This is a genomic window from Pedobacter frigidisoli, assembly GCF_004331675.1.
In the GTDB taxonomy this organism is placed as follows: domain Bacteria; phylum Bacteroidota; class Bacteroidia; order Sphingobacteriales; family Sphingobacteriaceae; genus Pedobacter; species Pedobacter frigidisoli.
The window spans coordinates 50,367-66,046 of the sequence record NZ_SJSN01000008.1; the positions used below are offsets into that span (position 1 = coordinate 50,367).

Annotated in this window: 10 protein-coding genes; 3 read left to right on the plus strand and 7 right to left on the minus strand. The window is 35.1% G+C overall.

All coding sequences use genetic code 11. The features are described from left to right. Positions 1 to 178: 178 nt before the first annotated feature. Both EZ449_RS11320 and EZ449_RS11325 read right to left on the minus strand, forming a co-directional pair. Positions 179 to 802: a Crp/Fnr family transcriptional regulator gene (locus tag EZ449_RS11320; protein WP_131558761.1), complete on the minus strand. Its 624-nt coding sequence runs from the start codon at positions 800 to 802 to the stop codon at positions 179 to 181. Positions 803 to 1,151: 349 nt separating this feature from the next. Next, positions 1,152 to 1,349, minus strand: coding sequence for a hypothetical protein (locus EZ449_RS11325; protein WP_131558763.1), 198 nt, complete (start codon positions 1,347 to 1,349; stop codon positions 1,152 to 1,154). A 282-nt stretch (positions 1,350 to 1,631) separates the two neighbouring features. Here EZ449_RS11325 and EZ449_RS11330 point away from each other — a divergent pair, with 282 nt between their 5' ends. Then, complete coding sequence (locus tag EZ449_RS11330; protein ID WP_131559128.1) at positions 1,632 to 2,228, plus strand: YciE/YciF ferroxidase family protein; 597 nt, start codon at positions 1,632 to 1,634, stop codon at positions 2,226 to 2,228. A gap of 18 nt (positions 2,229 to 2,246) precedes the next feature. Here the strand turns inward: EZ449_RS11330 and treY are convergent, their stop codons facing one another. After that, positions 2,247 to 6,305 carry a malto-oligosyltrehalose synthase gene (gene treY, locus EZ449_RS11335; RefSeq protein WP_131558765.1) on the minus strand — a complete coding sequence of 1,353 codons (4,059 nt, stop codon included), beginning with the start codon at positions 6,303 to 6,305 and terminating at the stop codon, positions 2,247 to 2,249. Then, complete coding sequence (treZ, locus tag EZ449_RS11340; protein ID WP_131558767.1) at positions 6,298 to 8,172, minus strand: malto-oligosyltrehalose trehalohydrolase; 1,875 nt, start codon at positions 8,170 to 8,172, stop codon at positions 6,298 to 6,300. The genes treY and treZ overlap by 8 nt, the downstream gene beginning before the upstream one ends. A gap of 413 nt (positions 8,173 to 8,585) precedes the next feature. Between treZ and EZ449_RS11345 the strand changes: the two genes are divergently transcribed. Beyond that, a complete protein-coding gene (locus tag EZ449_RS11345; protein ID WP_131558769.1) occupies positions 8,586 to 9,107 on the plus strand; it encodes an RNA polymerase sigma factor in 522 nt (173 codons plus the stop codon). A 459-nt stretch (positions 9,108 to 9,566) separates the two neighbouring features. Here the strand turns inward: EZ449_RS11345 and EZ449_RS11350 are convergent, their stop codons facing one another. From EZ449_RS11350 to EZ449_RS11360, 3 genes are all read right to left on the minus strand, one after another. Continuing rightward, the gene (locus EZ449_RS11350) at positions 9,567 to 10,430 is read right to left on the minus strand and encodes an OmpA family protein (protein WP_131558771.1); all 864 of its coding nucleotides are present in this window, start codon (positions 10,428 to 10,430) and stop codon (positions 9,567 to 9,569) included. Positions 10,431 to 10,502: 72 nt separating this feature from the next. Beyond that, positions 10,503 to 13,019 carry a beta-L-arabinofuranosidase domain-containing protein gene (locus EZ449_RS11355; protein ID WP_131558773.1) on the minus strand — a complete coding sequence of 839 codons (2,517 nt, stop codon included), beginning with the start codon at positions 13,017 to 13,019 and terminating at the stop codon, positions 10,503 to 10,505. Between the two features lie 111 nt (positions 13,020 to 13,130). Beyond that, complete coding sequence (locus EZ449_RS11360) at positions 13,131 to 15,116, minus strand: sialate O-acetylesterase (RefSeq protein ID WP_205942992.1); 1,986 nt, start codon at positions 15,114 to 15,116, stop codon at positions 13,131 to 13,133. A 225-nt stretch (positions 15,117 to 15,341) separates the two neighbouring features. Here EZ449_RS11360 and EZ449_RS11365 point away from each other — a divergent pair, with 225 nt between their 5' ends. Further along, positions 15,342 to 15,674, plus strand: a complete 333-nt coding sequence (locus EZ449_RS11365; protein WP_131558775.1) for an RNA recognition motif domain-containing protein — start codon at positions 15,342 to 15,344, stop codon at positions 15,672 to 15,674. Positions 15,675 to 15,680 lie beyond the last annotated feature (6 nt).

Here is a 15,680-nt window from a genome sequence, read left to right on the forward strand (position 1 = left end):
TAATTGATGTAAAAATTGTATCTAAAGCTATAACAATTGTTGATTTTTAAGCCTAACAAAAAATTACACACAAGCAAAACAATACCTTAACTAAAAGATAATCAAAGCATTATACAAAACAATCTGTTACATGAAATTATTTTAAGTAGAAATACGGAAAAGGAAATGGCAAAATTAATTAATCTGCCAATTTGGAGCGAATACGACTTAAAGTTTCCAATCGCATGCATAAAAATGAGGCAATATGTTTGAGTGGGACTCTATTGACAAGCTCTGGATAAGATTTAATAAAGCGAATATATCTCTTCTCTGCAGATTGCAATCTAGAAATGTAAGCCCTTTCACAAGCTTGAAGATAATGAAGCTGCGTCATCTTTCGTCCTATATAATTAGCAATATCGAAATTTGTATATAAAAGACGAGACATAGCATGCGGCACAGCTATGGCAACCACATCTTCTATTGCTTGTACGTACTCTTCCGTAGGTTCATTTTCATCCCAAAGGTTACGGATGTTGCCAATAAGTTCATTTTCCTTGGCTATCCAAGTAGTAATTTCCTTATTATCTTCTTTCATGTATCCTCTCGCAGTACCTTTTAAAACGAAGAAAATGTATTTGTTTCTGTGCAGCGGCGAGGAGATGAATTTGTTCTTTTTAAAATTTACAGGAAAAGTTTGTGTATTTAGTATAAATTCTATCTCAGGGGTTAAATTATGAAAGCTTCTGAACAAAGAAATAATTGGAGAGAAACCATCGAAAGCGGCCCACTTGTCTTGAGTGTAAATTTTATCGGGATTCATTTTCTAAACTATTAGGTAACTGCAAATATTTTATTACTCGGAGAGCACTAATTTAGTTTATCTATCTGTTAAATAGTAACATATACACTAATAATTTGTTTAAAAAAAAATCAAATTTGATAAGAGATTAAATGAATTTAAGATCACCCATAATTTACATATAGCTAATTCTCACGATCACCAAATCGTGCATATTGGCATCATATTTTAATCCTGATTTGTATGAGTCCTTCTCGTATGAAAGGTTAGTAAGCTGTAACCAATATAAAAAAGGCTAATATTAGGTAATATGTTGTAGATGAGGGTGTTAAAGAAATAGGTTTATTAAAATTTTATTTTGATAACTTAATTAAATCAATTTAATATTAGATGCCATTAAACCTGCTTCCCCCAATATGATTTCGAAATTTACCCTCGAATTCAATTCAATATTATGTGGTGCATCTTTAACAAAAAAAGGAATGTCTTGGCAATTTTCATCCATTATGGTTCCAACGCCTAAATCCTTATTAATTACTGTTACGGCTCCTATCAAGAAGTCACTCATTATTTCCAATGGAATTATTATCTAAAAAACTTCGCAATTATAGCAAAATTTGTATATCTAAAATTACACAGATGGCAATATTTGCACAACTAAAAGCTATAAAATTATAAGATTCAAGAGAAGCTTTTAATTAATCTGATCAAACCATTGCCACATACATCAAGAATTAATTAGTCTGACATACGGAATTTTCTATTGCCGCACATGGCTATCTTATTTAAGATTTCTTAAACCTTTCTCAAATTGAAATGGTTCTTTAAGCAACATCTTAATATTATAAATATGGCAACTACAACAAAATCAGCATCAACAAAAACAACTGTAACATCTTCAGTTAGTCAGAAAGCAAAATCGACAAAGCCTCAAAATAAAACAGGCAAAATGGAAGATTCAGAGTTTCATAAGTTTTTTGTTGATGAATTAAAGGATATTTATTGGGCAGAAAAACACTTGGTTAAGGCTTTACCAAAAATGAAAAAAGCGGCGACTAGTACCGAGTTGGCCCAAGCATTTGAAAAACATACTGCTGAAACAGAAACACATATCGAAACCTTAGAAAAGGTATTTGCCCTTTTAGAAGAAAAAGCCGTAGCTAAAAAATGTGACGCAATGGCGGGACTGCTTGAGGAAGCCAATGGCATTATTGAAGAAACAGATAAAGGTACAATGATTAGAGATGCAGGACTTACTCTTGCAGCTCAAAAAGTTGAGCATTATGAAATTGCAACTTATGGAACGTTAAAAGTTTTTGCAGAAAACATGGGACATACAGCGGTTGCTGATTTGTTAAATCAGACATTAGAAAACGAAAAAGCAACTGATGTTGCCTTAACCGTAGTGGCAGAGAGCTTCGTTAATGAAGAAGCAGCTGCTGAATAATTTTTTGTACGGAAGAAGTTAACTACTTCTTCCGTACATTTCTGTTTGGGCTGATAACCAGTTACGCAACACAATAGTTAGCATTTCTGGAGCTAATCTCCACAGCCAATTTCCACTAGCAGTTCCTGGAACATTCATTCTAGCATTTTCACCTAAGCTTAAAACATCCTGAATGGGTAAAATTGCAGTTTTTGCCGAAGAAGCATAAATCAAACGAGCAATTACCTCATTAATATTATTTTCTCCAATCTTGATACCGAAATAGGCGCTAATTCGATCGCGAGTATGCTCATCTATTTCTTCATCAAACCAACCTTTTAATGTGTTATTATCATGTGTTCCAGAATAGACTACACAATTTGTTGTCTCATAATTATGGGGAATGTGGATGGAAGAAACCAAATCAGCTCCAAAGGCGAACTGTAATACTTTCATTCCTGGTAACTTAAAATGATCCCTCAAACCTGTAACAGCTTCAGAAATCTCTCCCAAATCTTCAGCGATAAAAGGCAATTCACCCAATTCTTTTCTAACGACTCTAAAGAAATCTTCCCCTACTCCACTCTTCCAAGTTCCATTAATGGCATCTGTATCTCCGGCAGGAATTTCCCAATAAGATGAAAATGCTCTAAAATGGTCAAGACGAAGCAAATCGAATAGCTCCATGTTTTTCTTCAAACGTTTAATCCACCAATTAAAATTATCAGCTTTCATCTTTTTCCAGTTGAAGATTGGCATTCCCCAAAGCTGCCCTTTCTCATTAAAATAATCAGGAGGAACACCTGCAACTTTCTCAGGATTGAGTTTTTGATCTAACATAAAAAGTTCGGGGTGCGACCAAACCTCTACAGAATCATGATCTAGATAAAAAGGAAGATCACCAATAATTTCTACACCATTCCCATTTGCATACTCTTTTAACTGATGCCACTGCTTGTAAAAGATAAATTGCTGCCATTTTACTTCATCAATTTCTAGTTGATATTTATTGCTGAAAGCAGAAACTGTTTTGGGATCATTCTTTTTAAAATGATTTGGCCAATTGTACCACTCCAAATGTTGGTGATGCTTTTTAATGGCTGTGTAAATGGCAAAATCATAGAGCCAATCTTTTTCATTCTCACAAAAAATATCATAAGCTTTTCTTAAAGTGGAATCTTTATCTAATAAAAAATTTTGATAGGCTTTGGCCAATAGCTTACGTTTCGTTTTTTCAGCCGTAGGAAAATCAATTTTATCAGTTACCTCAGTTTTAGCATTTTCGAGTTCTTTTGAATTAAGTAAGCCATCATCTACTAAAAGCGATGGGCTAATTAGCAAAATATTACCCGCCATTGCAGAATTACTCGAATAAGGCGAATGTCCATTTTCTGCCTTTGTAGGATTTATGGGCAATATTTGCCAGTACTTTTGTTTGGTATCATTTAGAAAATCGACAAATTTTTTGGATTCAATCCCTAAATCGCCTATTCCAAAAGCCGATGGCAAAGATGTAATATGCATTAAAATCCCTGCAGAACGATTATTCTTTTTCTGCTTTAATTCTAGTAAGCTAATTGGAATTTCCGAAAAAATCTGATTAACTAAGATTCCATTATTTAAGAAATCCTTAACACCATTATTGCCAGAAACCATATTCTTCCAGCTAGTTGGTAAATCTTTTGGCAGAATAATTTGCGTGTCAAGCCAATTGAACGCTTCGGGTTCTGGATTTTTCGCAATTGCCGCAAGTCCGAGCGGAAGTATGACTATAACGCTTTTATCTTTGTACTTTCTGGCAAAAGCGATGATATGTTTGGCATATTTGCCAGTAATTTCGATTGGAAAATAATCTCCCTTCTCAAAAACAAGCGAATTCTCTTTTCTAAAATTGATTAAAAGCTGAGTTAACCGCAATTTTATTTTACCCGAATATCTTTCTTCCCACAAGTGTTTGAAAGTGACATCAGCTTTCAATTCAGATATAAAATCAGCTCTTTTCTTGTAATTAACCGGTCTTCGATTATCTGGATCGACCAAACTCAAATCCCACAAATCTGTACCTTGATAAACATCGGGCACACCCGGGCAAGTAAATTTCAACACCAATTGGGCCAAGCTATTTATAATGCCAAAATCTGCAATTCTGTTTAAAAACGAGTCTATGGTTGCGTAAATTTTTTCGGTTTTATTAAGCATTTTATCTGCAAATGCTTTTACAATTTGTTCGTAATTTTCATCAGGTTCTGCCCAGTCTGATCTTTTTTTGGCTTCTCTAAGTACTTTTTCGATGTATTGTGCTAAGCGCTCTTTTAAGTTATCCTCATCTTCACCAGGCATTGGCAAAGCACCTAAAATGGTTTGGAAAATTAGGTACAAATCGTTTTGATGAGGCAATTTATCAGTTGGATTTTTCTTTTTCAAATCTTGTATGTCACTAAAAAACTGAGAGACAACACTTCCCAATTCTTCAGGAATATCGGTTAAAACATTTAACCTTGCCCTAACATCTTCTCCCTTTTTGGTATCGTGCGTAGAACTGCCATTTAATGCTAATGGCCACTTCTCTTTTCGATAGATCATTTTCTCGTGAAATTCTTCAACAGTATAACCAAAAGCATCGGGTGCATCGCCAACTTCGGTATGGCCAACAAACCTATTGTAGGTAAACATCACGGTGTCCTCTACGCCTTTTGCCATTAAAGGACCAGTAAATTGCATGCAGCGCTGATAGAATTGCTTTAATTTTTGATTGTATATTTCATCTCCTTTTAATGGATTTTCCAATAGAACTTGCCACAATAATTTACCAGCATCCGCCAAATCCGCATGTTCTATAATGGGCTTCAATAACCTTTCAACATTTTGTTGATCTTCTGCTTCTAGTGGAAAATCATAATTATAATATCGATAAATGGGCATTTGAATCAGCATTTCACCAATTGCCTGTACCATATTTTCTTTCCCTATTTCTTCAATCTCACTCGTTTCTGCAAGGTTAAGCTTAACAAACAAATTGAAAAGATTGTGCAATTCTCCTTGCATGTACTGGAATAGAATATCAGTTTTCTTTTGATGAATAAGTGCTTGCGGATTTAGATCCTTGCCTATTACTTTCTTGTAAAGTTTATTAAAAGTATTTTTCGCTCCATTATTTGTGAAAAGATTATTGGTTATAGCCAAGAAATCGTAACCTGTACTTCCCTTCGTTTTCCAGTTTTGAGGCATTTGCTCATCACTTTCTAAAATTTTCTCTACCACAATGTAAATATCATCGCCAACTGCATTCTTCAAGCGATCTAAATATTGTTTTGGATCATAAAGTCCATCAATATGATCAATCCTTAGTCCCTGAAATATTCCCTTTTTGATTAGCTTGAAAATATATTCATGGTAAACATTAAATACTTTTTCATCTTGAATATTTAAACAGATCAAGCTATTGACGGTAAAGAATCTTCGGTAATTTATAAGGCTATTTGTTTCTTTCGAATTGCACAATCTATAATATTGATTTTTGGCAATCGATGTTAAAGCAGCTTGATCTTTATTAATTTCTTCGATGTTTCTTTTAGCGAGTTTTTTAAGTGACGATGCGTTAATTGGCCAATTACTTTCTGCATAATTAAGGTAAAATTGATCTTCAATTTTGATAATTTTTAATTCCAAATTTTTAATAACGTTCTCCAAATCATCGCCTAAAAAGGGAACCATTACCTTTCCACCATTCGAGAAATCGATATCAAAAAACGAAGCAAACTCAGATTTTTCGCCATTTTTTAAAACATCCTTTAACCACATATTTTTTGGATGATAAGCCATGTGGTTAGGAACAATGTCTTGCAGCCAACTTATTCCAGCCTTTTTCAGCTTTTCAGAAATAGCAAAAAGTTCTGCTTCGGTTCCTATTTCTGGATTAATAATAAGTGGATTTATAACATCGTAACCGTGAGTACTTCCTGGAATAGCAGCAAAAATGGGTGATGCATAAATGGTATCGATACCTAACTTTTTAAGATAAGGAATGATTTTATTAAACGATTTAAAATTAAAATCTTTATGAAATTGAATTCTGTAGGTAATATTTGGTTTAAACATGTTCGCTTTTAAAAATTAGGATCGATTCTGGATAAATTGGAATGGTGGTACTTGATAAAAGTATTTCTTCGGTCTGTTTTCCTCCCCACTTTTGAGCTGTGGAATTGAAAATAATTTTATAGTTAGACGCAATTTTAAAGGGTAAGACTTGTTCTTTAGCGGAGAAATTCATTAAACACATTATCTGCTGATTGTTGTGCCAACGCTTAAGTATCAAACTATTTTGGTTTGCAAAAGCTTTAACCTCCAATTGGTTTCGATTGAGATTAGCTAAAGCTGGGACTGTTTTCCGAAGATTAATTAACGCCTTGTAATAGGATAACAGTTTTTGGTGCTTACCTACATTTAATAGATCCCAATTCAATTTAGATCCATTAAAGGTTGCCTCACTTTGTGGATCTGGAACATCAGCTGAATTGTGGAAAGCTGCAAACTCATCTCTTCTACCTTTTTTAACCGCTTCTATCAAATCTTTCCCACTGTGACTGGTAAAAAATTGAAATGGATTGGTTTCACCATATTCCTCACCCATAAAAATCAATGGTAAAAAAGGACTACAAAATACTGCCGCAGCCATTAGTTTTAGCATTTCGAAACTCACAAGTTTACTGGTTCGTTCTCCCAGCATTCTGTTTCCTACCTGATCATGATTTTGTGAGAAAACGATAAATTGTTTGCCTTGATTTTCATCGGCTTTTATGCCAAATTTCTTCTTTCTATGCTCTGAATACTGCCCATCGTAAACATAAGCGTCTTGATAGGATTTCGCTAAATGATCAATACCGTTAAAATCTGAGTAGTAACCTATTTTTTCTTGTCCTGCGGCAACTCTCAAGGCGTGGTGAAATTCATCAAGCCATTGTGCATCCATGCCATAACCTTTTTCTGAATGGGGATTGATGTATTTATTATCGTTCAAATCCAACTCAACATGCAAGTAATAAATCCTCCCCATGATGGCAGAAAGCCTATTAACATAACTTCTAGCTTCTTCAAGAATGTGTAAAACACTAAAATCTTTAATAGCATGTACCGCATCCAATCTTAAAGCATCAATATGAAAATCTCGAAACCACATCAATATATTTTCAATAAAAAAATCTCGGACAGGATCGCTGTAGGCATCATCAAAATTAATCGCTTTACCCCACGGCGTTTGATATTTATTAGTGAAATACGGTCCAAAATCATTAAGGAAATTACCCTCTGGCCCCATGTGGTTATATACCACATCAAGAATTACAGCAATGCCCTTTTCATGACAAGCATTTACCAGGTGCTGTAACGCTTTTGGCCCACCATAAGTATTTTGAGCAGCAAATGGATAGACACCATCGTAACCCCAATTTCTATTTCCAGGAAATTGTGATATCGGCATAATTTCAATTGCGGTTATGCCCAAATCCACTAAATAATCAAGTTTGCTTTCGATAGATTCAAAATCTCCGTTGAATGTAAATGTGGCTGTATGCAATTCGTAAATTATAAAATCCTCAGCCAATAACCCTTTCCAATTTTGATCTGTCCAATGAAAAGCGTCCAGGTTTACTGCGGTTGAAAGACCAGAAACACCATCTTTTTGGTAAATTGAAGCTGGATCTGCCTGGCGTAGGTATTTAATTTTTGAAGAATCAGATTCAGTTGCATCGGCGGAACAAATTTCAAATTCGTATTCATCTTCTAATTTAATTTCTTCGGTTTGAATAAACCAATACCCGAAATCCTCATTGTGCATTATTAATTTCAAGCCACTTGCTTTAATCAGAACAGAAATGCTAAGGGCAAAAGGTGCCCAAAGCCAGATTTCTGCATTTCCATTTTCTGCAAAACTTAAGCCTATCTTTCTTTTAAGGATATCAATTTCCATTAATGCCGAGCTATGATTTTTTGATTTAAAATGCGTCTTGTTTTAAGAATTCTATCTTGGTAAAATGATCTTAATCCTACCGCTAAATTCTAAAAGCTGATTAATTAATGCTTAAATGGTTTCGATTCACTAATATGAAAGCGGAAATCTGTTGAAAATGTTTTGCGAATAATTAAAAACATCATTGTATTAATTAATATTCAATATTCTAGAATGAAATATTATGTAAGTGAAAATTCTGGGTATTAATACTAGAAGTTAAACTATTGCAGGTACAATTAAAAACCAAAAAAGCCCTTAAACACCTCCAATTGATGTTTTTGATCCAAAATCTGCATACAGATAGATTTATTTCCTACTAAATTGGTATAACATTTGTTAAAACATAATCATCATCCAAACCCTAAAACATCATGACTCAAATCGAATTTAACAACATGGTAAACAGCCATTCATTATCGCTCAGAATGCATGCTTTAAATTTTACTAAAGATGTTGAAGATGCAAACGACCTTGTTCAAGACACGATGCTAAAAGCCATTAGATTTTACCAAAACTTTCAAGAGGGTACAAATTTTAAAGGTTGGCTTTTTGTGATAATGAAAAACACATTCATTAACAATTACCGTAAGAATGCAAAAGCAAAAACCTTAATTACGCAAGACGATGAAATTTCTTCGGCCAATTTAATGATGAGTGCTGAAAAGAATGGCAGTGTGAGTAAATTAATTATTGATGACATCCAAAAAGCTTTGAATCACATCCCCGAAGCTTACAGTGTTCCCTTTATTAAGTATTTTGAAGGTTTTAAATACCATGAAATTGCTGATGAGCTACAAATTCCATTGGGAACGGTAAAAACTCGTATTCATGTTGCCCGCGAAATGCTTAAGAAATACTTAAAAATGTATTCTAAAACTGAAAGCTACGCATAATAAAAAATAACCTTTACCTATAAGAGCATGGTTTCCGCAAAAAGAAGCCATGCTTTTTTGTTATTGGATTTATCTGACCAAATACTTGAGTTCTGATACATTACTCAGTAATCCCTAAGAAGATCGAGAACTTCAATTCACCAATGTGTGACAAATTTTCATCTATTTCAGCAATAAATCTTTCTTCAAAATAGAAATAAATTTTTTAGCTTAATGAATCCAATTATCTTATTCAATTCGTAGTCACTGTTGCAGCTGTATTCATCGAAAATAAAACAAGAAAGCAGTTAGGTTTTAGGGCCTATGTACTCTGGAGAGCGAAGTTTCATATAGGAATTGAACATTAAATTATGCTCAAAATATAATAATTTCCTTTAAAGATTTTGAGTGAACCATAATTTTTCGCATAAAAAAAGCGGCCTAAAGTTTAGGCCGCCCTGTTGAAAATATATCTAATTTTTATTTCTGCGATGATTCCGGTGCCTTACCAATCAAATCCATAAACTGGTCTAATTTAGGGGTGATGATAATTTGCGTACGTCTGTTCTTAATTTTTCCAGCAGGTGTTGTATTTTCTGCAACTGGATTAAATTCTCCTCTACCGCCAGCAGTTAAACGTTTAGGATCTACTGAATACTTGGTTTGCAGAACCTGAACAACTGATGATGCACGTAAAGCACTTAAATCCCAGTTGTTACGAATATTCGTTTGCGAGATCGGAACATTATCGGTATTACCTTCAATCAGAACATCGTATGTATTGTAGTCAGTGATAATTTTAGCGATTTTACTTAATGTTTCGCCAGCTTTATCAGATACTTCGTAGCTACCAGATTTGAATAACATGTTATCAGCTAACGAGATGTAAACTACGCCTTTTAAAACCTGAACATCAACATCTGTTAACTCTTCTCTACTTAATGAACGGGTTAAGTTATTGGTTAACACCATATTAAGCGAATCACTTTTGTTTTTGGCGTTAACCAATTGTTTAATGTATTTGTTTGAGCTGTTAATCTCATCAACCAATTTAGAAATATTTACATTTCCTTGGCTACTAGAGTTTAAACATTTATTCAAGGCATCTTGCAAGGCAGCAGTATTTGCTTTTTCTGAGGCAATTTGTTCTTCTAAACTTTTAACCCTACTGGTTGCGCCAGTGAGTTCGCGTTGGCTATCTTGGTATTTATTACTTAATTCTTGATTCCTATCCCTTAACTTAGAATAGGTATCCTGCAGTTCTGTGTATTTCTTATTGCTTACACAACCAGAAACAAGAACAATTGAAAAGAGCATTATGGGGATTGATTTGTAAAATTTCATAATCTTGTTTTTTTATAGATTATACTTTAACAAATTCCTTGCCGCAATGTTTTAAATACCAATCTAACTATGTTAAAGCGTATTAATCTTAACCGAATCGAAAGTTGCTAATGCCTTATATGCTCTTAATCCTATACTTCCAGATTGATATTGACTATCTATAGCATTAAGAATTGCTTGTTTAGCACCATCAATATAAACATCAAACTTATTCCCATTAGCTACAATTTTAAGTTGGTAACTTTTATTCATCTCAACTGGATATTTGGCAGATTTAATCACCATCCATTTCTGGTCGCTTGCTTTTCCAATTTGAATTTCTCCCGAAGTAGAATTCAAGCCTACGTAATACCCTTGGTAAGCATCAGGACCAATTGCTGGATTAGAAACCCTAAACATTAAGCCAGCATCTCCAGCGGTATTAATTTTAACATCAGCCTGGTAAGTGAAATTTTTGAAATCTGTTCCATTCGCAATGTACTTGGAGCCATTTATCCCGAAACCTCCAGAACCGGCATTTGAGGCTGAATTAACTGACCCATCTTTCCAAAACCAACCGCCGCCATAAAAAACCCAATCGTTTGCCATTCCATTTTCAAAATTCTCTATTAAGCTGGCACTCCTATTTTTTGGTTGCCCAATAGTTGGGAAGCAACTTAAACGAATATTTTCTGATCCATATGGCACCAAAGTAATTTCTTCCTCTTTTTCTGTTGATGCTACTGGACTAAAAGGAACATCGAAAGCCGATACCTTGTTATAGTTTAATCCCCATGATGGAATTTTTTTAGCTTGGACTTTCAATTTAATTGGAGCATTTGCTGCTACAAATGGATTCTCGGGCATTGCCGATTTAATAACTTTAATCGAAGTACTTAAATTTCCTTTTCCAAGTGACAATCCATAATTCCATGCAGATTGAGGCAAGATTTCGTAATCAGTAAAACCTGCGACTGAGTGTGTTTTAGTTTTTTTAGCCTCAGCTTTAATTTCTAAAGCATAAACAATTGGTCCACGCTCTATACTTACCGAATTATTTACTTGTTTTTGAGTGCATATCTCCATCGGAAAGTTTAGCTCCAGTTGATCCTGATCTTTCCAAACCCTATCGATTTTAAGCATTTCGCCAGCTTTAACGTCTTTCAAAACCGAACCGTTTAATTTAACAGTCGGCTTAACGCTCCAAGTCGGAATTCTTAAAATCAGCGGGAATGAAGCCGATCCCGAAAGTGAAAGTTTAAGTTGTATTTGTTCTTCGAACGGATAATTTGTTTCCTCTGTGATTTTGATTTTCTTTTGATCAGCTACCAAGGTCTCTATTTCCATCGGACCATAAGTAATCATGGCCAAACCTTTATCTGGCGTGGCTACAACGCTACTTTTTACAAAATATGGCCAACCCATGTGCATGTTATATCGGCAGCAACCGTAACCAGAATACGGACTTGAAACAATCCCCGTGCTGTAATCTTGATTAAAACCATGTTCACCGTGAACACTTATCACCTGATTGGGCAAGGTATAATAAGAATGATTTTTAAATTCTCTATCAAACTGTGCCGGCAAAGCATTGAAAGCTACTTTCTCCAACTGATCTCCAATATTTACATCGTGAATAACTTTAGCGGCAGTTTCCAAACTTTGCATCCACTCTAAAACGGTACAGGTTTCAACTCCTTCAATAGAACTTGTTCCAGCCAAAAATTCTGTTCCAGAACCCAACCCTTCTGGCTGACCATGATCATGCATAATGTGATTGATGCCTTTCATCAACGCATCTCGGTTGATCTGGGTATCTTTCAGTTGGGCGTAAACTACAGGAAATTTTAACGCTTGCGCCACGTTAACCATGTGTTTTGGCTGAAAATCATCGCCATAAAAGTAAAACTGATTATTGGTGTAAATATCTATCCAAGGATAAGCTTGATCCTTTAATTTTTCTACCAGCTTTAATAAATACTGATCGCCAGTTTTGTTGTAAAGCCAAATGGCAATTTCCATATTATCGCCAGCTCTCGATTTTCCCCACTCCTTAAGCGGATCTGCATCGAGATTAGCCAATTCGTATTTGAAATATTTGGTAAGGAAAGGGATTACTCTTTTATCGCTTGTGGCTTCGTAATAACTTTGCAAAGCATACATCATAGGCATTCGAGGCCACCAATCTTTCATTTTCGGCGGACCAAATAATCCATTAGCCTGCTGATTATTGAGCGTCCAATCGATGTATTTTTGAGCTTTCGCTTTTAATGCGGCATCATCTAAAGTGTAGGCCAGGGCAACCAAACCTTTCACATAATAAGGAACACGCTCCCAGCCACTGCCCTTTCCACCTAACCAGTCGGTTCCTTTCCCAAGATCGTTATCATCACTATATAAAGCTTCGGCTATGCCTGTTGCACCATCTCTTTGTTGCTCCAATTGTTTGAGCAACCAACCTTTAGCCTTAATGCTGCCAATTGGCAATTGCACATAAACATTTTGCTTTAGGGGCGCTTTATTAAATTCGTTCTGACTTACTTGTGCACTTAAACTTTGAATCGATAAAAATGGAACAACGAAACAAATTGTATTGATAAGTTTTCTCATAAAAATTCTAACCGGTTAGATAATAGCCATAAAACTACTAAATCAATTCGAATAATAAAACGATTTAGTAAAGCTCATTGGAATTATAATCTCTCTTATTCTATGTTAAAATTATTTTTTATTGAAAGTGATTCCTTGCCAAGTATCGGTTCTAAATGGTGAAGCGGGCAAACCAGCATCATCAACCAAATTACAAGTTGGGTTGTTCGCCCAGGCGTACCTCACCGCTACAGGATTTTGTACCTTATCGCTACCCACTAAAATTTGATTTCCTTTAATTTCAGCTTTTGCCCAATAAAATTTCTTATCGGCACCAGCGATTGCAAACCCTGTTAATTCGCTTCCACTGGCTGCTTTTAATCCTCTATCAGCATTGCTGAAGCTTAGCGCAATTTGTTTTCCAATAACTTTTTGAGATAGATAAGTTGGTCCGGCGTAGTTTATTTTTTGTCCGTAATTTTTAGCCAAAGCTATAAATGCCAACCTTTTACCAACATCTTGTTTGTTTTTTGGATGAATATCTTTGTCGTTACCAATATCGATAATGGTTGCCATTCCGGTATTAGGAAGCGATAAGGTTTTGAGTTGTGCTTCACGTAGTTCGGCCCAGGCAGATTCAACTGGTTCAGCATCAACTTTCATAAAATTTGCCAATTGAACGAAGTAGAAAGGAAAATCCCCTTGTCCCCATTTCTGGCGCCAATCTTTTATCATTGTAGGGAAAAGTTCGCGATATTGGTAAGCTCTATCGGCATTGCTTTCTCCCTGATACCAAATTGCACCTTTTATAGCAAATTGAATATAAGGATGAATCATTGCATTATACAGCACAGTTGGTCGGTTCGGTCCATTTTCTGTTGTTGGCATAGGCTCCAGCATTTTAAAGTCTAACCCTACCTTATAATTCCAATCTCCAGCTAAAGAGATTTTTTCACCAGCGGCATTGGCCAGATATATTTCCTTGGCATTGTCATAAAGTCCGCCGCCACCACCAGAATCGAATACCCTAACCATAACCACATTTTCGCCAGCCTTAAGCAAATTTGCTGGAAGCGCATATTTTCTGCCTACGTTATAGCCGATTGATTCTCCAACTTTAAGACCGTTTACATAAGTGATATCATTATCATCGATAACACCTAAATTAAGCTGGATATTTCCGCTTGCCCAATTGGCAGGTACATTTATCTTTTTAGCAAACCAAACAATTCCATCAAAATCCTTAAGACTAGCATCTTCCCAAAGCGTTGGAATTTGCATCGTTTTCCATTGTGCGGCATCAGTGGCATTCCATTTTGGCTGACCATTTACAAATCCAGAATCCTTGGCACTAGATAATTTCATCCAATTGCTTAATTTATCCTCATAAGTTGTTGTTGATGAGTTTTTCGCAGCGTTTTGAATTTTATCAACTGCAGCAGAAAAATCACTCATTTTTTTCAGCGATTCTGCACTTGTCCACGCTTCGGCGATTGTTCCTCCCCAAGAAGTATGAATTAAGCCAATTGGAATTTTTGTTTTTTGATAAACTTCTCGAGCAAAGAAATATGCCGTAGAAGAAAACTCTGCAATATATTTCGGACTGCATTCTTGCCAACCTCCATTGGCTACTTTTGCATCGCTTAAAGGAACATTACTGGTAATTTTTTCACCCTGTAAAAGGCGAATATTAGGGTAATTAGTATCTGCAATTTCTTGATCATAGTTGGCAATTTTACCCCAACCCGCCAAAGGCATTTCCATATTCGATTGCCCAGAACAAACCCAGACATCGCCAATTAATACATTTTTTAGGGTGATGGTTTCCCCATCAGAAATGGTGATGATGTATGGCCCGCCGTAACTCGGTGTAGCCACCTTAATTTTCCAATTTCCATCTGCATCGGCTATGGTTCCATAATTTACCTTATTCCAAGATACTGTAATCTTTACAGCTTTCTTGGCATTTGCCTTACCCCAAATTGCGGCATTTGTTTTTTGTTGTAGTACCATGTTATCACTAAAAACTGATGGCAAAACAACTTTTGCGCTAACAAATTGAGAACTAAAAATTATAAAGGAAATAAATAAGGATATTCGAAACTTAAAATTGCTCATTTTTTAAAACTTATAGATGATTAGATAAGCTAATGTACAGCTAATATCAATGAAGATCAATATATGTGTATTGTTAAGCTTCAAAAAATGTTAAAATATGAGTTAAATTTTATCAATTAGTTTGGGTTAAAGCATCATTTTACTTAATTTGCGCATGTTAAAAAATTCTCCTGAATAACAGCCTAAAAATGGCCACATTCAGTTAGGTCTAAAAACGCATAATCAATGGTTAAAATTTTTATTGGTGGTCTTGCAGACAATATTCAAGAGATGGATTTGGCTGTTTTTGTTAGTCTTCATGGCAAAATTGAAACGATTAAAGTTGTTCGCGATAGGGCTACAGGAAAGTGTAAGGGTTATGCTTTTATCGAACTGCTAAATATTGAGGATGCCAAAAACATCATCTCTATGTTGAATGGAGAAACTTTTAAGGGAAATGTAATCACAGTTAAACTTTGTGAGGATGAAGCGCCTAAGAAAAGTTTTAAACCAAAACCAGCCGGGGTTGGAGCTGCTAGTCAAGCTTACAAAAGTAAAAGGCCAAGAGTACAACGTTAATTTTTC